This is a genomic window from Streptomyces natalensis ATCC 27448 (assembly GCF_000935125.1).
Classification (GTDB): domain Bacteria; phylum Actinomycetota; class Actinomycetes; order Streptomycetales; family Streptomycetaceae; genus Streptomyces; species Streptomyces natalensis.
In genome coordinates, this window is sequence record NZ_JRKI01000029.1 from 292330 (window position 1) to 311608 (window position 19279).

The following is a 19279-nucleotide window of genomic DNA, read 5'->3' on the forward strand; positions in this document are numbered from 1 at the left end:
CGTAGGCCACCTGCCTCCTGCCCGAGTTCGTCAAGCTGACCCACCCGACGAAGTCCAGATGCGCACCGTAGAGCTGGCCGACGACGGTCAGCTGCGCATTGTCCGAGAAACGAAGGGTCGGTACATGACAATTCCGGTATTGCCTGACACGTAGTAAACCCTTCGATGCACTCGTGCACCCAGGGCGCGCGGGGTGGCGATCTGCGCCCCAAAACGAGCTATCCAAAGCCGGGTTCTGCTAAACCCGAGTGTTCATGCGCGGGTAGCGGAGGTGGCGGATGCCGTCGGTGCTGGGGGCGCTGGAGGAGCGCGAGCGGGCGGCGCTGGTCCGGACGGAGGAACTGCGAGTGGAGATGGAGCGGGTGAAGGCCGCGCTGGCCGATGCGGAGGAGGCCGCGCGGCGCGCGGTCATCGCCCGTGAGGAGGTCACTGACGCCCTTGCCGGAGCGGCGGACGGCGCCATGACAGTGGATGGTCCGGCCGCCGGATGTGCGGGGGTATCGGTTGCGAAAATGGCGAAGACGTCCGGTAGCCGAGATTCACTCGCCGGGGTAGCGACTCGTCAGGATGCTTGACGGCGCGGAAGTGGGACCTTGCGCACGTCCCCTCCTGATCTCAGTGGGCCGTCGGCACGAGACCGAACAACCCGTTGCTCTGCGGCGATGGCCTTGGGATTGCGCCGCAGAACGCGCTCTCGCCGCGCATTGACGATGGCGGTCTGGACATCGACGTGCCCCTTGCGGATCAGCAACACCACGGTTTGGTGGTGGAGCAGATCCATCACCCGCAAGACCTGCTCGGGTGAGGTGTCCTTGCAGATGCCTGAGATGGAGTTGACCTTGTCCTTGAACGCCTTGTGCAGGGTCTGCTTCTGGACCTTGCAGGCGTCGGCAGCCTTCTGCCAGGTCCCCCCGGTGGCAAGCAGCTCAGCGATGAGCAACGCACGCTCCGCCTTGATCTCCTGCTCGATGACTCTTAGCCGTTCCAAGGCATCCAGGAGTTCCTCGACTCCGCCGTCACGAGGACGGCCAGCCAGTTCCCGAAGTCGCATCATGGCTTCGCGCAGGACTCTCGCGCCCAGAGGGAGCGACAATCGTCGCCGTATGAGTCCGGGCGGTCATCGAAGTGTGCCGGCCCCCGCCATCCCCGTTTTGCCATCTGTCGAAAATAGTCGACAGCCGCTGGCTCTCGGCAGAGCTGAATCCAGCCAGGCCGATGATGCCTCCGACACCGGGATATTTGAGGCCGACCTCGCACTTCACACGCGAGATCGACGGGCCCGCGTTCCGGAGCGACGTCGAAGCTAATTCAGCCAGAATTTCGCGGAAGGCTTGTCAAATGGCGCTCAGTGCGCTCCAAGGGCAGGAACTTCGAGTGTGCGCCTGCCAGTTAGCCTGTGCGCAGAGGGAGACCGGCTGTCGGCGCAAACGCCGACGGCCCCCGATGGCGCGGGAGCCGTCTCCACCTTCGTCCGATTAGGGAAGGTTTGCTTGGAAGCAACGATAAGGCACTGCGAGGGCATCAGGCAATACGGAATCACGTGGGCGTCGACTCATGGGAGGCGCCGGTGATGATCCCAACCAGCGCGTGGGCGAAAGCAGTTCTGATGGTGCCCGTGACGCTCCTGGTCGCCGTTCTGGGCATCGTGTGGCTGATCGGAATGCTGGTCCCGCCGGCCCGTGAGTATGCACTGGACATCGGCAAACAGACGGCCAGCATGATGCGGGCCCTGACCCGTTGAGCATCGGCCCGGGGCGGCGCCTGCCGTCCCGGGCCGATGCGTGCCGGTCGAGTTGATGACGGCTTCACCAAAGCGTCAGCGGCAGGCCCGCCAGTTCCACAGTGCAACGTGAACTCCGCCGGCTCACCGGCGCGACGTGTCCCGATCGCCATCTCCGGCAACAGCACCGTCGACCACTCCTGAAGCCGCATCCCGCTCGTCAGCGCCAGATCCGCCGCCCGATTGCGGTGCGGCGCCCCCAGCCGAGAAGAACTCCGCGACACCGAGGGCAGGCGAGCTGCACACTTCGCGCGGGATAAGCCCCGTCGGTCCGATGGCCTACACGACGCCGGCACTCTGCGCCCCGCTCCCGGCTCCCCCGGGGTGCCCGCACGACCACCCCGGGCAGTAATCCATTCTGAGATTCCTGATTCACGAGTCGATCGGCGGAAAAGCCAGCTGCTCGATAGCCATGCGGACGGGACCAACCAATCCGGACCGCGCTCGCAGCTGATCATCTTGGGCCGACCGAGGTTGACCTAGACAGACAACCTCATCCTGGCCGATGGGTCCTGCCGTGGTGCTGATACCGACGCGCCCTATTACCGACCCGGCTGCTCGAAGCTCGACGGCGCCATTCCGCTCCTCAGGTCCATCGCCACGGACCATCACGATCTGACACGCCGTCACCTAAGTCAGCATCGGGTCAGCATCAGCCCTGCCAGACCGGGCTTCACGCTACCGAACCTGCACATGATCGTAGGCCCACGAAAAGGCCAACTGACCTGCATGTTCGCCTCTCCACCTGGAGAGATCGTAGGGTCACTCCCCCACGGGCATGCAGGTGCAGTCCATGTCCCCGCTAATTCCCTAATTAGGAATTAGCGAAATCCGTAGCGTTCTTCGCACTCTCCAAGAAGAGTATCAACTCAGGTAGAACTTTACTCTATTGGCAAATTGATGATCTCGCTGGCGCCATGAAACCATCGCAAGATGGGACAGAGTTCGCGCCGAGAGGTCAGCAAACTGTCAGTATCGTTCCGCCGCACGCGACGTGTCTCGTCGGACACTGAGCGTTTCCCAATCTGCTGTGCCAGCCGTCTCCGCCAAGGGCTTCGGCACTGCCCCCAGCACAGCCGTAAGCGCTTCCCCGCCTACCTCGGGGCGGGCGTGTAACGCTGCAGTGGGAGCCAGAGGAACCGCGCGGCTCGGCGACGGCCCCGCACACAGCCCTCGCAGCGCCATGCCAACGAAGGCCAGACCACGACACGCAGGACCCGACCGGGCAGGCCACCAGCCCCGCACCCGAGCCACCCGGCATCGCGTCGCCCTGACCCGGCCTCACCGGAACGGGGACGGAGGGACAACGAACAGCTCGACAACTGCATCGGTTTGCGGAACAGCCCCGAGCATGCCCGTTGATTACACCGTCGCACCGGGAAACACCAAGATCCCCGACAGAGTCAAGGTTTGGCGACGCAGTAGTTGGGTCCGCCGTGGCCTGCGGCGACGGCGGGCGGTGTGCTGGCAAGCACGCTGTCGGCGTTCTGCTCGATGGTGCCCGGCGGTTGGGCAAGGCCGAGGTTGACCTTGATGGGGATGGTCGTGCTGAACGTTCCTGAGCTGCTGGTGGTCACCGAGGCTGTTACTGGGTCAAGGCCCGCGGCGATGACCGTGTTGGTGCCGTTTTGAGTTCCGGTGTCGAAGCCGGTGTCGATCAGCTGCACCGCGGTGCTTGCCGGGAAGTTCAGTCCGGTGACGGTGTCGGTCCAGGTGACGTTGGCACCGGACACGGAGCACGTGCCGGGATTGACGGTAATCGTGGGTGCCGGGTTCGGCGGTGGGGTCTCGAGTTCGAAGTCGGCGGCGAAGTCGTCCTGGGTGACGCCACCGGGCAGGAAGCAGGACACGATCGGGAACTTCCCGGCCCCGCTTCCGCCGTTTTGGGTCCAACCGGTCAGCTGCACGACGAAGCTGTCGCCGGGCGCGGACCAGGATGCGGTGGAAGAGGTCACCTGGCCGGTGAAGGTGGCGCCGGAGGCGGTGACCCCGAACTGCCAGTTGAACTTGATCTGGGTGTTGTCGTTCCAGGTGATCTGCCCGGTGCCGTTGGGCAGGTTGGAGCTGGTGCAACTGTTCGGGCCGGTCGCGGACCCGGAGCCGCCAGCGCCGGAATTGGGGTAGGTGGAGCCGCTCGACCCGGCGATCAGGGTGCCGCCGGAGTCCTTGGCAGTGCCGTCCGGTGATGTGCAGCTGCCGGTCGTGCCGCCCGGAATGCCCACGGGTTCCGTGCTCGCCTTGTTGCCGAGCCATCCCGACGCGCTCGCGGAGACGACCTGCAGGCTGTTGGTGATGGCCGGGTTGAAGGTCAGCCGCACGTCCAGCGTGCATTGGATGTGCACGCCCGGGGACACCGCGTGCGCGGCCGGCGCCAAGGCGACCATGTTGGTCATCCCCAGGCCGACGGCCGCGCCCAGGGCGACCAGGCGGAATCTCAGGGTACGTAGTCGGACTCGGAGTCCAAGCATGATGATCCTCCCGAGAGTTGTGGCTGTGCCGTGCGCCAGACCCTGTTGGTCAGGATTTTCAGGGGCCACAGTGCGGTTGCCGGGAACCATGACTCATGTGACTCATGTGCGTTGTCGACGAGAGCGAACTGACGGGCATCGGTGGCCGCCCAAAAGACGACCCACGGGATTGTTTGCACGGCCGAAACGTGACGCCAATACCCCGAGAGGGGCGGGAAGGAGCAGAGGAGAGACTGCGATCTAACCACTGCCGCATGGACGGTACCCCTGCGGCGGCCGGAGTCAGTGTGTGTCGAGAGGTGAAGCGGCACTGGTCGGCGTCTCCGACAACGTCGGCGGCATCCACCTGCTGTCCCACATCGCCGCAACACACCCTCTCGTGACCAAGGCGTGGGCCGATCCCGCGGCGTTCAGGATCTCCCAGACCGTGGGGGCGGCGATTTGGTGCCCGAGACGGGCCAACCTCCCCCTGGATCCACCTGTGCCCCCACCTCGGACTCTCCTGGGCCAACCGCAGGACGAGCGTCTTGACCGCTGCTCGGGCAGGCGGGCGCCCGGTGCACCGACGCGCGCTGTAGTCCCACTTCGCGCCAATGAACCCCTGTGGTGCCAGGCGAGCAGGGTGCCGGGGTGACCGGGAAGACCTCACGCCAGCGTCGTCGGGGTATCAGCGCGGACAGCACGCGAACCAGAACCGGTCGGCGGACTCGTAGCGGACCGGACCGGCCAACTGCCCGCGCAGCACAGCATTCTCATGCCGCCCCACCAGCAGTTCCGCGTCCTTCGCCCCCCCGCGGAGCAGTACCGACCGTATGGACACCAGCTTCCGAGCCACCTTGTACAGCAAGGACACGATCACGCGGACATGGTCCCAGTGCACCCACCGCACCCCACTCACCTGCGGCGACGACTTTTCGAGCGGGACAGGGTGGAGTGCACCATCAACGAGTTCGCCCACGGACACGGATGCGCCACTGCCGCTACCGAGGACAGCCGAAACCCCACCTGCAACACGTGTTCACAGCAATCGCCGTGAACATCGAGCGCCTCAGCAGCCTGCCACCGACCGAGGAGCCCCCCTCACCGCGACCGCCGACCGCCGACCGCCTTCCAGACCTTCCTGGACCAAGACGAGATCCCCCGGCCGAAGTCCTGGCGAACTCTCGGCAGCTGACCTCGACCACCCCAAGATCCCCGACAGAGCCGAGGAGGATCGCCGGGGCGCCGCGCCTGCTGGAATCAGCGGCTATGCCACGCAGGAGTGTCGATTTGCCGAATCCACAAGGTGCGTGGAAGCCAAGGGGGCGCCGGGCTGCTATCGCCCTGCACGCGTCCTGAAGCTGTTCGTCACGCCCCAGGAGCAGAGGTGGCGGTGTGACGGTGGGAACGCTCCGCGGAACGTGTGCGCCCTCATGCCGGCGCGAGGCAGCATCCCCCGTACTGGTCACAATCGTATTCCAGGTCGCCCAGCATTTCCCTGCAGTTTGGACAGATGGCACGAAACGCGGGGTTGGCACGAAAGAGCATCGTGTTCTTCATTTCGAAGACCGCCTTCACGGCATCCACGCCGTGTTCGCGCACTCCCTGCTGCAAGAACTCGAACCCGCCATACACTTGTCCGCACTCGCACTCAATGCGACTACAGCGGAAGGAATTGACTTCGATACCCAGTTCTGACCTGATCCTGGCCTTCTCCTCTTCCAATACCACTCTGATATTGGAAGACTTGAGGCGTTCCGACGTCCAGTACCAGGCCTTGACCGCCTCGGCCTGGCCTTGGGGCAGGTAGAACGATGCGGCCCTGCCGCTTCTGATGGTCTCCTTGACGATTTCCACGATGACGGAATCATCCGCTGAGATCGTCGCTCTCCCGTCGCCAACTACAGCGTCGATACTGGTCAACAACGACTGTTCCATGACTCTCTCCGCAAAGTTGGCCGCTCTCCCATACCTCAAGAATTAATATGCTTTGGGGCATGCCTTGCACGGAGGCGCACCGTCGATCCACTCAGTTGGAATACTCCATAGGCCCACTGGTACTCCAGTGCGACTTCGTGACCTTGGTTGGACGCAGGGAAGCGTCACACCTCCTCCTGGTCGTCCGGAGTTCACGGGCGCTTCAAGGTGACATTGCTTGCATCACGGTGTCGAGGGGTAATTCCGTGTCCGCCCGAGACGGGCGATCTCACGCCGCACAGGGTGCCACGACCGCGAACGACTCCTCGAAACTCGAAGCGTTCGCTCACCTAAATATTCGCCGTTCGTGCATGCCGCCTTCGCCCGACGCCGTGCTCCGACCAACGAACGCACGGAATAACAACGGCTAGCGCGACGAATTGAGTTGTCGGTGGCGGTCAGGCAGCAGGCGGGTTTGAGGAACGCTTCGCGCATGTCCGCTCGTCGTTCCCACCGCACGCGCAGCCGACGGAAGCGGTGCAGCCAGGCAGTTGGGGCGGCCGCGGTGAGGGGCCTGTCGTGGCAGGTTCTGTTCCGCGCGGCCTCCCGCCGAACCGGACATGACGGTTTCCCTGTCATCCGGCCCACCAGTGACTACGGCGTGAGTGGTCTGGCTGGCGGTTCCGAGTGGATGCGGTCGTGGCAGATGTCGCAGGCCACGACCGTTTTGCGTCGCCGGTGAAGCATGACGCGCGCCCAGTCGGAAGGCTGCCATCCGGCATGTGCGAGGTCGGCGAGAGTGCGGACGTCGTGCACTTGCACGTTGCCCTTGCCTCCGCAGATCTCGCGGGCCAGGAGTCTCGCGATGAGTTCCTTTTGCGGATAGTCCACCCGGACCGGCTCACGATCGGCGATTTCTGCCGCTCGCTGCCGTTGGAGAGGAATCCCACCGAACCGTGCCACCAGTGGTTTCCTGTTCTTCCGCTCGATACGGGTCAAGCTCCACGGCGCCATTCCGCTCCTAAGGTCCATCGCCACGAACCATCACGATCCGACATGCCGTCACCTAAGTCAGCATTGGGTCAGCATCAACCCTGCCAGATCGGGCTTCACGCTACCGAACCTGCACATGATCGTAGGGCCGCGAAATGCCCATCTGACCTGCACGTTTGCCGCTCCACCTGGGGAGATCGTAGAGTCACTCCCCCACGGGCATGCAGGTGTAGTCCATATCCCCGCAATTTCTTAATTAGGAATTGGCGAGAACTAAGCCGCAGTGGCCCATTTTTGACTGGCTGCCAGTGGGTCTACCTCCCGCACGACCTGCCGCCGAAGAGCGCAACGTACTAAAACTTCGCCGCCTGGCTTCTCCGGGTACGGCGTACGGGCTGTCTGCAGTCGTCGTGGCTGATCCCGCTGCAGAAACCCCGTGCCGATTTTTGACGCCGGTGCCTAGCGCAGCCAGGGCTGTCAGACGGCAGCGAGCGGGTCACGGGACCGTGGGTGCGCTGGATGCGGTTTTTGAGCTGCTCGACCGGACGTACACTCCGCCCATGGGTCGCACACGTGCCGTAAGGGAGTGCCAGCAGCAGGCCCCCTGTGCGCTGCGCCCCACCGTTGCGGGTTCGGCGGCCGTCGGCCCGGCGACCGCAGCCGACGCCGAGGCGCCGGAGAACGGTCGCGGGGCGTTGCACGGCCACGGCTAGCGATTCTCAGCTGCCCCTGCCCAGGGGCCATGCCTCCGGTTCGACGCACTTCCACGAACACCGCAGGACTTCGCCCGCCGGGCTGATCTTTGGCTTCCGGCTCTGATCGGACGTGTCCCGCCACCTGCTCCACAGCATCACCGCAGCTTCCGGCGCGCCGCCGGCGCTGCCGCCTGGCGACGGCCGCACAACCGGTCCGAGCCACCTTCGAAGGGATCATTGTGAAGCTGAGCGAGCTGCTTGCCGGGCACGACCACCACGTTGTCCGTGGCGACCCGGAGACGACGTGGATCACCGCGGGAACGACCTTCGACGCCGACCGGGTGACGCCGGGCTCGCTGTTCATCGCGGTGCCCCGCCGCCGTGAAGGCGGTTCCGGCTCCGTCGGGACGGCCCTCGCACATGGCGCGGCGGCGGTACTCGTCGACGGCGGGGAACCGGATCTTCCGGCGTCGGTGTGGTCGGCGGCGGCGGGGGTGTGTGCCGTGCGGGTGCCGGATACCCGGACGGCGGCCGCGGTCGTCGCCTCCCGCTATTTCGGCGAGCCGGGGCGGCAGATGGACATGGTGGCGATCACCGGCACCAACGGGAAAACGTCGGTGTCGTACATGGTCGAGTCGCTGCTGCGGCTCTCCGAGGGCGCGAAGGTGGGGGTCATCGGGACGGCCGGCAGCCGTATCGGCGACGAGCTGATCCCGATGCCGCCCTCGGTGCTGACCACGCCGGAGTCGCCGGACCTCCAGTACCTGCTGGGCTGCATGCGCGACCGCGGGGCCGGCAGCGTGGTGCTGGAGGCCACGTCAATGGCCCTGCTGACGCATCGGGTAGACCGCACCTTCATCGACGTCGGGGTCTTCACCAACCTGACGCAGGATCACCTGGACGATCACGGAACGATGGCGAACTACCGGGACGCCAAGCTGCGCCTGTTCCAGGGCCAGTGCCGGCACGCGGTGGTCAACGCCGACGACCCTGTGGGCGCCGGGATCCAGAGGTTGATGCCCGGCGCGGTGACCACGTATGCCCTTGACACCGAGGCGGACTACCGAGCCACCGACCTCACCGTCGACGCCTGCGGCACGCGCTTCACCTTGCACCACGACGGCCACAAGTATCCGGCGGCGATCCCCGTCCCGGGCCGGTTCTCGGTGGCCAACGTGCTGGCAGCTGTGGCGGCCTGCCACATTCTGGGACACGACATGGGCGGGCTGATCGCCGCGCTCGACCGGATGCCTCCTGTCCCGGGCCGGCTCGAACGCTTTCAGACCCCGCGCGGCACATCCGTGATCGTGGACTACGCCCACTCACCGGACTCCCTGGACAAGGTCCTGACCACCATCCGCGGCTTCGCCCCCGGCCAGGTCATCACCGTCTTCGGCTGCGGCGGGGACCGGGACACCACCAAGCGAGCCGACATGGGAAGGATCGCCGGGACCCACTCCGACCTGTGCATCCTCACCTCCGACAACCCCCGCAACGAAGACCCCCAGGCCATCCTGGACCAGATCGCCCCAGGCATCGCGGCGACCGGCACACCGTTTGAACGGTTCGCCGACCGCCGTCGGGCGATCGCCTTCGCCCTGTCCGTCGCGGACCCGGACGATATCGTCCTGATCGCCGGCAAAGGCAGCGAGCCGCACCAGATCGTCGGTGAGAAACTGCTGCCCTTCAGCGACATGGCAACAGTGCGCGAACTCGCCAGGGCATAGCGGCCCTTCCCGCCCCAGGCACGACCCAGCCCGCACCGCGGCACGACTGAGCCTGCCCGACAGATCACTCCACCTCACGTCGACCGGAACGATCTCGTCCCCCACGAGCATGAGCTGGTTCGTGCGCAGCTTGAGGTGCTCGGCGACCGTCCGCAGCCAGGCACCGCTGCCGCGAGCCGGTTTGCCAGGGATGTCCTCACGAGAGAGGTGGAGAGCGGGCGTGGGCAGCCCGGCCGCCCCCAGGGCGGCTCCGGCGTCGACCGGATCACTGGTGAGCAGTACGAAGGAGATGTCGCGGCCATCTAGCCACTGCAGCAACACTGCGATCCCGTCGTGGGCGCGCCCGTAGGCCCGCAGGACCGCCTTTTGGTCGAACACGACCGCGCGCACCGTGCTGCTCTCGTCCTTGCCTGCCCCTCCCCCAATTCCGTGATCATGATCTGATCCTCTTGCCATGACCTCAGCTGGTCTGCCCGCATACCTGCGGTTTCCGCTTCTCCGCCGAGCAACGCAGGTCTGGCGAGCATCAGCGAGGCCGGACGACCGGGAGGAGGCCGGTCAGACGTTGAGGTCCAAGCCCCGGACCGCTTGGCGATGCCATCGCGTCGGTGCGGCGATGGGCGATCGCGCCGTCGGGACGCTCGGGCATGGGTTGCGCTGCGTACCGACAGGGGCCGCGGCCCAGGTCTCGCGCTGCGCCACGAACAGGGCGGCGGCCAGGTCTATTGGCACGCCCCTAAAGGTTGTTCCGTAACTGGTGTGGCGGATGGTGCGTTGATCGGGCATGGGTGGGGTGATCTCAGCGGATGATCCGAAGTGGATCGAGCCGTTCTCTGGGCTGAGCCAGACGCAGTTCGAGCAGTTGGTGGCATGGGTCCGGCATCGTGGAGGCGATGGCCGGCGGGGGCGACCGTGGGTGGCGATTGTCGCTGGCAGACCGGGTGTGGCTGGTGGCGACCTACTGGCGCACAAACCTCACGTTGCGGCAGGTGGCGCCGCTGTTCGGGATTTCGAAGTCTGCTGCGGACCGGATCTTGGACCACCTCGCCCCGCTGCTGGCCATCTCTCCGGCTGGCCGGCCGCGCAAGGACTCCGTGTACATCGTGGACGGCACGCTGGTGCCGACCCGCGACCGCACGATCTCCGCCTCAAGCAAGAACTACCGATACTCGACAACCTGCAAGTCGTCATCGACGCCAACAGCCGCCTGGTGGTGGCCGTCGGACACCCGCTGCCTGGCAGCCGCAACGACTGCCGAGCCTTTACCGAGTCCGGAGTCGATCGGGCCTGCCGCGGCGCCCCTGTGATCGCCGATGGTGGCTATCGGGGCACCGTCGCGTTGATTCCGCATCGCCGTCGGCGCGGGCAAACCCACCTCGACCCAGTCCAGGAAGCAGAGAACAACGTCCACCGACGTGCTCGGGCCCGTGTCGAGCACGCATTGTCCCGGCTGAAGAACTGGAAGATCCTTCGAGACTGCCGCCTCAAAGCCTCTTTCCCTGGCCTCTACGTGCTCACCCGATGAGCTTGTGCAGTACCGGCGTACTGCCGTCGGCCGCGAAGAGGCCGGCAAGCGCGGCGTCGGGGAGGGACCGGGTCTTCCAGTAGGTGAGGGCGCCGACGAAACCGCCGACGATGACGGCGACCACCAGGACGAGGGCGGCGTGCTGTGAGAACAGCGGGGTGTCCCGCCCTCGTTCGCCGCCGCACGGGCCGGCACCGCATCAGCGGTGCCGGCCCGTTGGCCGTAGCCGGAAGGGCGGAAGTGTTCTCGCCGACCTCGACCAAGCTGGCGGGACACGGGCCCTACCGGCGGGACAGCGCCAGGACAGTGGTCACCAGGAGAGTGACAGCCGTGAAACCCACCCCCAGCGGGGTGCCCAGGGACGGGTGACGCCAGATCACGTAGACCACGATGCCTGTGCCGAGCAGTCCCAGCAGTACCAAGACGAGGATCAGCAGCGACCAGAAGGTACGCGCCGGCACGGTGTCCTGCTGCTGGTTGGTGGCATCGTTCGAAGTTGTTGCGGGCACGGCTATTCCTGTCTGTGTGCGTGCGAAAGCACTTCGGCAAATGGGTGGCTGAACCGTGGACCAGCGGGGAGTTAGCCGCGCAAGTCCGCTGTTCCCGCCCGCCCGGTGGCGCCCCCGGACGACAGGAAGCCCCGCGATGGCGCGGGGCTTCCTGCTCACAGACCATCAGCTGAGGCGAATCCATTCAATAAAGCCCGTGGATCTGCATGCGGATTCTTGGGCGTGCGCTGGGCCCGTCTGCTCTTCGCCAACTGTTGAATGAGCTGCCGGAGCCTGCTACGGCACCCGTGTTCGCCAGCACTTGAATCAGTGCGGCCCTACTGCTAAGCGGCCGGCCCGGAACCACGGCCGTCCTAGCCGCGCAAGTCCCCTTCTCGTGCCCTCTACACGACGCGGGGGTTAGCTGCGCAACCCCGTGCCGACCAGCGCGTTCGCATCCCACGCCCGCATACGCCGAAGGAGCCGGACGGATCGTCCGGTCCCTTCGGGCGCGCGCCGCGGTGCGGCTGGCGGTTCTACGGTCCCTGCCTTTCGGGCTCCGGGGCTGCTCGACCCCGCAGCTGGCGGGCCTTCTCCTGATAGCGGCGCCGGTCCCGCCACCACAACAGCCGGTCCCGGGAGTTCTGCGGAAAGACCGTGCCCAGTACCCCCATCAGCATGCTCGCCATGCTGATCCCGACCACCACCTGCCAGGGGGCGCCCGCCAGGGCCGCGGTGCCCGGAGGCACCGCCGTCAGTGCCATGGCGGCGCGCCCACGGATGCTCTCGGACTGGGTCACAGCGCCTCCCCGGACTCGCTGCGCAGCTGACGGGGCAGCCACACACGACCGGCCTTCTCCGCCCGCTTGATGTCCCGCCGCAACCGGTATCGGTGCTGGCGCACCGCGGCGGCGGTGGTCTTGAGCCGTTCGGCGATCTGGGAGTCGTCGTAGCCTGCGTGGGCAAGCAGCACGACCGCCTGGGACTCGGCAGAGCGCTTGTTGATCAGCTCGGACAGCGAGCCGCCGGCAACGCGTGCGTCGGGTCCGGGGAGGCGGCTGGGCGTTTGCAGCAGCTGAAGCAGTCCGTCGCTGCTGCGCATCGCCACCTCATGCTCCGCCAGGAGCAGCCGGGCGCGCCGCCATCGTAGGTAGACGCGGCGGAACTCCCACACGCACTGTCCGATGAAGTAGGTCGTCAGGGAGCAAGCGCCGTGACGCCCGGCATGCCGTGGGTTCCACCCCCCGCCCACGAGCCCGTTGTCGCGGAAGGACTTCAGCGCCCGCAGCAAGATCTCCACCGCTATCTCGTCGCGAGCCTCGGCGCTGTTGTGCAGCAGGCGGAGGTCCTCGTCGTGGACGTACAGCGCGATACCGCGTCGCTGGTGCTTCTGCTGGGAGAGGCGCGGCAGCTTTCCGCTGCGCAGCATGCCACGCAGCATCGGCAGGCTCTTACGGCACAGATCGTCTTCGAAGACGCGGTATGTAGGGCCGGCGAAGCCGTGATACGCGAGGTCAGCCACCCGCTCCACATCGCGACGAATCCGCTCCGCGCTGCCCCCCACTGCACCCTCGCTGATGTCCTCTTCTCTTGTGTCTTCCTGCAAAAACATAAAACCCCCTCGGATCTCGACTGCGGGCCGCCCCGAGCGGGCCAAGGCGCCCACCCGCAATGACCATGTGGCCTGGTTTTAGCGGCTCTCAGCCGTTGCTATGCAGCGCGGCACCGCGGAAGTAACACGCGACAGAAAAAATCTTTGTGAACGCGACCTTCTTGTGGGCGGTGGTCAGCGCCCGGGTGCTCCAGAAGCGGGAAGAGCTCGCGGAGAAGAAACGCACCGAGCGGGCGGGTCGGTGACCGCTTGCGACTGATGCCCGCGGCCGTGCTCGCCCTGGTCGAGCTGGTCGTGGGCACCTCGCCGCCTGGTGAACCGGGATCCTTGGGTGCGTGTTCAGAGGAAGGGGTGCCAGCCGGTTGCCTGGTAGGCGATGGCTCCTAACGCCGCAATCGCTGCCCCGCTGAGAATCTTGGAGAGGCGTCGGCGGAGCCGGGGCCTCTCCTGGAGGACCACCTTCAGACCACCGATCTTGATGTCGAGGTAGGGACGCGTCCGGTGGGCGGGAGGTCGTGCGCCGCTCATCGGGGGACCTCCGCGGAAATTTGGTCGGAGGACACCGGGCAGCGCGGCGCGCCCTGCTCCCCACGCGCTCCTCCTCGACGCTCAGCTTTGCGTGGCTCTGCTTTCCGTACACGCGGAAATGCTGTCCGTCTCCCCGTCCCAAGCTTGGACGGGCGAGCAGGGTGTGAACCTCGGGATGTATTGGGTGTTTTGCCGGAATCGCTGAAAGTGCTTCAAAACCCGGCCGGCGGCGTGTAACGACGCAGGTTACGAACTCTGCCCCCCGCACGTGCGGGGATGGGTCCGGGAATTGGCGGACCGTGGCGATCACATGGGGTTCTTGGGTCGCTTGTTCGGGCGGTAGCTGGGGCCGTGCGTGATGACCTGGTGGCTGGTGTTGATGAGTCGGTCAAGGAGCGATTCGGCGACAACGGGTTGGGGAAGAGGGGATACCAGTCGCTGGGCGCCCTGTTGCTGGTGATGATCAGAGACCGTCCCTGCCGCTCGCTGACCAGCTCGTAGAGGTCATCAGCCTGGGTGGCATTCAGCTGGCGCATCGCGAAGTCGTCGAGGATGAGGTCGTCGGGACGGACGAGTTCGCGGATCCGTTTCTCCCAGGTGCGGTCCGCGTGGCCGCCGGCCAGGTCAGCCAGGACACGGCTGGTCTTGGCGAAGCGGATGTGGGCGCCCTGCCGGATGGCGAGGTGGCCGAGGGCCTGGGCGATGTGGGTCTTGCCGACGGCAGCAGTTCGGGCCGTCGTGTGCGATGCCCGCTGTGGCTAAATCCCACACCCTCCGCAGGTGAACGGCCTCCGACCAGCACTCTTGGTCGGAGGCCGCTCCTGCTCCCGGTGTCCGTGATTGCCCGCCACTCCCCGTGGTTTCCCGCCCGATCGGGCACGCGAGGGCCACGGTAACTTCCCCGGTGCGAACTACCAGCGCGGTGGTCGCTGCATCACTGACGGGGCTTCCTGTTCGGCTTACGGCGTCACCACTGCGCATCCACAAAACAAAGTGATGAGCCCACCCAAGGCGGGCAAGGTTGCCGGCGGCCAGGACGGCAGCGCGCAGCGGATGTCCTGGCCGATCAGCCCTCTTCAGTCGTGGCGATCCGGCCGGCGTACCGCTGCGTCCAGGTGGCGTCGGTGTCGACGGTGATGACCACGTCGTAGTAGCCCTGCTGGGTCGGCCACATGACGACGTTCGTCTTGCCGCCGTCCACCGTGACGCTCCGGGTGCTGCCGAGGTAGTCGTGGGCGGTGAGTGTGTAGCGCACCGGCTTGGTGCCGCCGTTGTGCAGCGTGAGCTTCACCTGAGCCTCCTGATGGGTCCCCGCGCCCTTCAGCAGGGCGACCTCCACGCGCGGGAGGCCACCGTCTGTCTTTCCAGCGGGCGCGACCTGGCCGGCAAAGGAGCGCACAAAGCCGTCGTTGGAGTAGATCGAGAACGCGTACTTGCCGTCGGTGGCCTTGGTGCCCCAGGTGTACTTGCGCGGCTTGCGCGCGGTGACGGTGAACGGCGTGCTGGAGAACGCCTGGTACTTGTCGGGGAAGACCTGGAAGCTCACGGCCTTGTCCGTCGCGCCGCCGGTCAGGGTCATCGTGGCGGTGACCGTCCCCGCCGCGCGGTCTTCCGAGATCGTCGCGTGCGGATGGAAGCTCAGCGGGCGCGGCTTCATGTGGTCGGCGGCGATCGACACCGGCTGCTCGGCAAGCGGATCCGGGAAGGTGGCGGGCCCCGGCTTTGGGTGAGCGAAGTCGATCGCGCTGGTCAGGTCGCCCGCGATCGAGCGCCGCCAGTCGCTGATGTTGGGGCAACGGAACGGCTTGCCGAGGTGGGCCGCCCAGTTCTCGAGGAACTTGATCGTCGAGGTGTGGTCGAAGACCTCCGAGGCGACGTACCCGCCGCGGGTCCACGGTGAGACCAGCAGCATCGGCACCCGCGCACCGAGGCCGAGCGGGTAGTCGCCGGCGTACTCACGCGCCGTGCCCGGCTCAGGCCACGGCGGCAGCACGTGGTCGAACTTCCCGTCGTTCTCGTCGTAGTTGAGGATGAAGAGGGTGTGGTTCCAGATATCGGGGTTGCTCTGGAGGATGTCGAGCACCTTCTTGACGTAGCGCTCGCCGTGCAGGCTGTCCGCGTCCGGGTGCTCGGACCAGCCGTACGGCGCCACGATCCAGGAAACTGCCGGCAGCGGGTGTTCCGCGCCCGGCCGGCAGGCGTCATGGAAGTCTTTGAGGACCGCGTCGAGGTTTTCGTCGGAGTCGTCGTTCGGCGAGGTCGTGCCGGAGTAGTACGTGGCGTTGCCGCGCCAGATCAGCCCGGTGCCGGGCCGCAGCTTCGGGTCGTCGGCGCTCAGCCCCTCCGGGTCGAACCCCTTGAAGTACTTCAGCTCGTTGTCGCCGTAGTCGCCGACCCAGGTGCTGAGGTAACCCTGTCGCCCGTTGCCGCTGTTGTCGGAGTAGAGCCGCCAGTCGATGCCGGTCTGCTGGAGCTGCTCGGCCACCGTGATCCAGGGACGGGAGTAGTTGGACTCATCGGCGTTGCCCGTCTCGCTGTTGGCGGTACCGCTCCACAGGTACTTTCGGTTGGGGTCGGTCGGCCCGAACTCAGAGCAGAAGTTCTGGTCGGCGATGGTGTACTGGGCGGCGACCGAGTGGTAGAAGCCCATGTAGGCGTCGCTGTGGTAGTTCATGCAGCTTGCGCCGCTGTGCTGCACCCACAGGTCCCACTTGCGGTGGTCGACGTCGCCCCAGGCTCCGTGGTCGTTGCCCCAGGTACCGTCGTCGACCTGCGGGGTGACGATGTTTCCGTTGCCGTCCTTCTGCTGGAAGACGTTGGTGCCGTCCTGGAACCGCAGCGCCTGCTTGTCGTGGAAGCCGCGTATGCCGGGGAACGTGCCGAAGTAGTGGTCGAGGGACCGGTTCTCCTGCATCAGGATCACGACATGCTTCAGGTCGGATATGTCGCCCTTGAAGCCCTTTGGCAAGACGTACCCGGGCTTCGGAGCGGCGTCCGCGCCGCCCGCCCCGGCGGTCGCGCCGAGCACCAGCGTCCCAGCGGCGACTCCCGCGCCCTGGAGGAACCGACGGCGGGTGGCGCCGGTCGACGTCTCGTGTCTGTCGCCGAACTCGGACTCGGGCGTTGGGGTGGTCGGATCGGGGGCCATGGATGCTCCTCACGCGGGAACAGATAGTTAGGCATGGGTACTAGGGCCGTTCACGTAAGCCAGCCGACGCCAACCCCGTGTGAACACTGGCTGAGCGATGACGGGCAACAAACCGACGGTTGTGGGCAGCAGAGCCAGCTGGAACGGTGCGGGTGCTCGGACAACTAGGGTTCTGTCCGGGCGATCACGAGCGAAGCCAGGTAGCGCGCGCCCATTCCGGGGCTGACTCGACGCCAGCAGCCTGCTGCTGGCGTCGCTGCCGGGCACGGCAGCGAACGATCAGGGCGGCGCCGCTGGGTCATCGAGCGGACCATGTCCTGGCTGTCTGGCTACCGGCGCCTGAGCCCCCGCTACGAACGCCACCCCCGCAACTACCTGGCCTTTCTCGGACTCGCAGCCGCCCTCTGCTGCTACAAGCGATACGTCCGCCTCACCACATAGGACACGGTCTTACGGGTTCGCACCCAGACCACTCCAGGAATCAGCGAACCCGTCGGCTTCGAGTCGCCTCCGGTTACAGCGCCCGCCACGGTGCCTCCCTGCCCGACGCCCTCGTGCGGCCCGCCGCCGAGCGCGGGATGACGACGCTCGCGCTGACCGACCGGGACACCGTCGCGGGCACGGTCCGCTTCGCCACAGCCGCCGCGGCAGCCGGCATCCGCCCCGTCTTCGGCATCGACGTTGCCGTCGCCCCGCTCACCCCGCCGGACCCGACCGCCGTTCGTCAACGTACGCCCGTGCGCGGCGGCGCGCACGTGATGGAGCCGCCGCTGCGGATCACCCTGCTCGCGCAGAGCGCGGCTGGGTGGGCGCGGCTGTGCCGTCTGGTGTCCGCCGCGCACACCGAGGCCGACGGCACGGCGCCGGTCGTTTCCTGGCCGGTCCTGCGCGCATACGCCGACCAGGACCTGGTGGTGCTGCTCGGTCCCGCTACCGAGCCCGTACGGGCCCTGTCCGCGGGTCGCCTCGACGTCGCCGAACAGCTGCTCGCGCCGTGGCGGGAGCTGGCAGGTGAGCGACTGCGGCTGGAGACCGTGTATCTGGGACGGCAGGGCACCGGCGCGGGTTCGCTGCGGCTGGCCGCGCGCACCGTGGGCCTGCCCGACCAGCTCGGCGTACGTACGGTGTTGGCGAACGCGGTCCGCTACGCCGACCCCGACCAGCACCGGCTGGCCGACGTGCTCGATGCGGCCCGGCTGCTGCGGCCCGTCGACCGCCAGCACGTAGACGGCGGCGAGCGGTGGCTGAAGCACTCAACCGCCATGACCGCAGCCGCCGAGCAGATCGCCCGGGCCGTCAGCGACGATCCCACCCAGGCCCGGCGCCTGCTGGCCGAGACGGAGGCCACCGGCCACACCCGCGAGCGGACGACGGCATTGGCGCTGCAACGCAGTCTTCTGCCCCAGCGGATGCCCGTGCTCGGTGCCGTCGCGGCCGCCTCGCGCTACCTGCCGGCGAGTTGACGGCGACGCGCCGTGGCCCGCGCAGGGCATCCGGCACCCGCACGCGGACGCGCGGACGGGCAGGTCGAGTTCCTCGACCTGCCCGACGGCCTCCCCCTCGGCCGAGGCGGAGCACCCTTCGAAAAGGGCGAAGCGACACTGGACGACGGAGACCTGCTGGTCCTGTACACCGATGGCTCACCAACCGGGCAGGGTCAGGGCCCCGAGACGAACCCCGCATCGCTCCGTCGGGCGCTGTCCGGCGCCGGGCTCGACGACATCTGCGACACGATCATGGGCCACCTTCCACCGGCCCGTCGGCAGGACGATGTGGCGCTGCTCGTAGCTCGGGTACGCGGCCTTGAGCCGGACCGGCACGTCACCTGGGATCTGGCGGACGATCCCGCCGTCGTGAGCGAAGCACGTGCCCTCGCTATCGGGAAACTGAAGGAATGGGACCTGGAAGAGCTGGAATTCACCACAGAACTTCTGGTCAGCGAACTGGCCACCAACGCCATCCGTTATGGCAGCCCGCCGAACCAGCTGCGGCTCATCCGAGACCGCAACCTCATCTGCGAGGTTTCCGACAGCAGCAGCATCTCCCCCACATCCGCCGTGCCCTGGACACCGACGAAGGAGGACGCGGCCTCTACATGGTCCCCAACTCGCCCAACTCTGGGGCACCCGCTACCACGCCCGCAGTAAAACCATCTGGGCCGAACAGCCCCTCCCCGATGGCACGCCTGCCACTACCGCATAGCTCTGACGGCAACCATTCACATGGAAACGGTGGCCGCAGACTGTTCCCCCTACATCGACTGCCCACTGGCCACGGCGGCGGTTGAGCTCTCGGAGCAAACCCGCCCCGCTCGGGCGTGGAGACCGCCCTACACCGGACACCACTACGGACTTTAAGGCGAGTTTGGACATACTCCGAAAACGCATAAGAGGAAGTCGAATTCCCCCGAATGGCCCAG

The 19279-nt window shown here is 66.7% G+C and carries 15 protein-coding genes and 6 pseudogenes; 8 read left to right on the forward strand and 13 right to left on the reverse strand.

Annotated elements, in window-relative coordinates; translation table 11 throughout:
* Nucleotides 1-278 precede the first annotated feature (278 nt).
* A complete protein-coding gene (locus SNA_RS38450; RefSeq protein WP_030073781.1) occupies nucleotides 279-575 on the forward strand; it encodes a hypothetical protein in 297 nt (98 codons plus the stop codon).
* On the opposite strand, the gene SNA_RS21110 is transcribed toward SNA_RS38450, so the two are convergent.
* The gene (locus SNA_RS21110) at nucleotides 563-1093 is read right to left on the reverse strand and encodes a hypothetical protein (protein ID WP_198535105.1); all 531 of its coding nucleotides are present in this window, start codon (nucleotides 1091-1093) and stop codon (nucleotides 563-565) included. The two genes, SNA_RS38450 and SNA_RS21110, sit on opposite strands and share 13 nt — an antisense overlap.
* A gap of 513 nt (nucleotides 1094-1606) precedes the next feature.
* On the opposite strand from SNA_RS21110, the gene SNA_RS44770 reads away from it, so the two are divergent.
* The gene (locus SNA_RS44770; protein WP_275042019.1) at nucleotides 1607-1741 is read left to right on the forward strand and encodes a hypothetical protein; all 135 of its coding nucleotides are present in this window, start codon (nucleotides 1607-1609) and stop codon (nucleotides 1739-1741) included.
* 1442 nt (nucleotides 1742-3183) lie between these two features.
* Here the strand turns inward: SNA_RS44770 and SNA_RS21120 are convergent.
* The 5 genes and pseudogenes from SNA_RS21120 to SNA_RS21135 all read right to left on the reverse strand — a co-directional run bounded on the left by SNA_RS21120 (nucleotide 3184) and on the right by SNA_RS21135 (nucleotide 7143).
* Nucleotides 3184-4173 (reverse strand): hypothetical protein, encoded by a 990-nt coding sequence (locus SNA_RS21120; protein WP_157880028.1) that lies wholly within the window; start codon nucleotides 4171-4173, stop codon nucleotides 3184-3186.
* Between the two features lie 474 nt (nucleotides 4174-4647).
* A pseudogene (locus SNA_RS21125) lies at nucleotides 4648-5107 on the reverse strand (integrase core domain-containing protein); the annotation flags it as partial.
* Nucleotides 5108-5658: 551 nt separating this feature from the next.
* Nucleotides 5659-6165, reverse strand: a complete 507-nt coding sequence (locus SNA_RS21130; protein ID WP_030064285.1) for a hypothetical protein — start codon at nucleotides 6163-6165, stop codon at nucleotides 5659-5661.
* A gap of 408 nt (nucleotides 6166-6573) precedes the next feature.
* Nucleotides 6574-6693, reverse strand: a pseudogene (locus tag SNA_RS45285) (IS5/IS1182 family transposase); the annotation flags it as partial.
* A gap of 105 nt (nucleotides 6694-6798) precedes the next feature.
* A complete protein-coding gene (locus SNA_RS21135) occupies nucleotides 6799-7143 on the reverse strand; it encodes an HNH endonuclease (protein ID WP_198535106.1) in 345 nt (114 codons plus the stop codon).
* A 554-nt stretch (nucleotides 7144-7697) separates the two neighbouring features.
* On the opposite strand from SNA_RS21135, the gene SNA_RS42615 reads away from it, so the two are divergent.
* From SNA_RS42615 to SNA_RS40200, 3 genes and pseudogenes are all read left to right on the forward strand, one after another.
* Complete coding sequence (locus SNA_RS42615) at nucleotides 7698-7850, forward strand: hypothetical protein (RefSeq protein ID WP_157880030.1); 153 nt, start codon at nucleotides 7698-7700, stop codon at nucleotides 7848-7850.
* Between the two features lie 221 nt (nucleotides 7851-8071).
* The gene (locus tag SNA_RS21140; protein ID WP_030064287.1) at nucleotides 8072-9559 is read left to right on the forward strand and encodes a UDP-N-acetylmuramoyl-L-alanyl-D-glutamate--2,6-diaminopimelate ligase; all 1488 of its coding nucleotides are present in this window, start codon (nucleotides 8072-8074) and stop codon (nucleotides 9557-9559) included.
* A 784-nt stretch (nucleotides 9560-10343) separates the two neighbouring features.
* A pseudogene (locus SNA_RS40200) lies at nucleotides 10344-11084 on the forward strand (transposase).
* Here the strand turns inward: SNA_RS40200 and SNA_RS44775 are convergent.
* The 7 genes and pseudogenes from SNA_RS44775 to SNA_RS21170 form a co-directional block, all read right to left on the reverse strand.
* The gene (locus SNA_RS44775) at nucleotides 11074-11208 is read right to left on the reverse strand and encodes a hypothetical protein (RefSeq protein WP_275042020.1); all 135 of its coding nucleotides are present in this window, start codon (nucleotides 11206-11208) and stop codon (nucleotides 11074-11076) included. The pseudogene SNA_RS40200 and the gene SNA_RS44775 sit on opposite strands and share 11 nt — an antisense overlap.
* Before the next feature lie 157 nt (nucleotides 11209-11365).
* The gene (locus SNA_RS21155) at nucleotides 11366-11593 is read right to left on the reverse strand and encodes a hypothetical protein (RefSeq protein WP_030064290.1); all 228 of its coding nucleotides are present in this window, start codon (nucleotides 11591-11593) and stop codon (nucleotides 11366-11368) included.
* A gap of 515 nt (nucleotides 11594-12108) precedes the next feature.
* The gene (locus tag SNA_RS21160) at nucleotides 12109-12372 is read right to left on the reverse strand and encodes a hypothetical protein (protein WP_030064291.1); all 264 of its coding nucleotides are present in this window, start codon (nucleotides 12370-12372) and stop codon (nucleotides 12109-12111) included.
* The gene (locus tag SNA_RS21165; protein ID WP_157880031.1) at nucleotides 12369-13184 is read right to left on the reverse strand and encodes an RNA polymerase sigma factor; all 816 of its coding nucleotides are present in this window, start codon (nucleotides 13182-13184) and stop codon (nucleotides 12369-12371) included. Before SNA_RS21165 ends, SNA_RS21160 begins: the two co-directional genes overlap by 4 nt.
* A gap of 339 nt (nucleotides 13185-13523) precedes the next feature.
* On the reverse strand, nucleotides 13524-13712 hold the full coding sequence (locus tag SNA_RS42620; protein WP_157880032.1) for a hypothetical protein: 189 nt from the start codon (nucleotides 13710-13712) through the stop codon (nucleotides 13524-13526).
* Between the two features lie 306 nt (nucleotides 13713-14018).
* Nucleotides 14019-14431: pseudogene (locus tag SNA_RS40205) on the reverse strand (ATP-binding protein); the annotation flags it as partial.
* 347 nt (nucleotides 14432-14778) lie between these two features.
* A complete protein-coding gene (locus SNA_RS21170; RefSeq protein WP_030064293.1) occupies nucleotides 14779-16860 on the reverse strand; it encodes an alkaline phosphatase family protein in 2082 nt (693 codons plus the stop codon).
* A gap of 270 nt (nucleotides 16861-17130) precedes the next feature.
* Between SNA_RS21170 and SNA_RS40210 the strand changes: the two are divergent.
* The 3 genes and pseudogenes from SNA_RS40210 to SNA_RS21180 all read left to right on the forward strand — a co-directional run.
* Nucleotides 17131-17301: pseudogene (locus SNA_RS40210) on the forward strand (transposase); the annotation flags it as partial.
* Nucleotides 17298-18212, forward strand: a pseudogene (locus SNA_RS21175) (PHP domain-containing protein); the annotation flags it as partial. The pseudogenes SNA_RS40210 and SNA_RS21175, both read left to right, overlap by 4 nt.
* A 123-nt stretch (nucleotides 18213-18335) precedes the next feature.
* Entirely contained in the window at nucleotides 18336-19007 is a 672-nt protein-coding gene (locus tag SNA_RS21180; protein WP_044366208.1) for a PP2C family protein-serine/threonine phosphatase, read from the forward strand.
* Nucleotides 19008-19279: the final 272 nt, after the last annotated feature.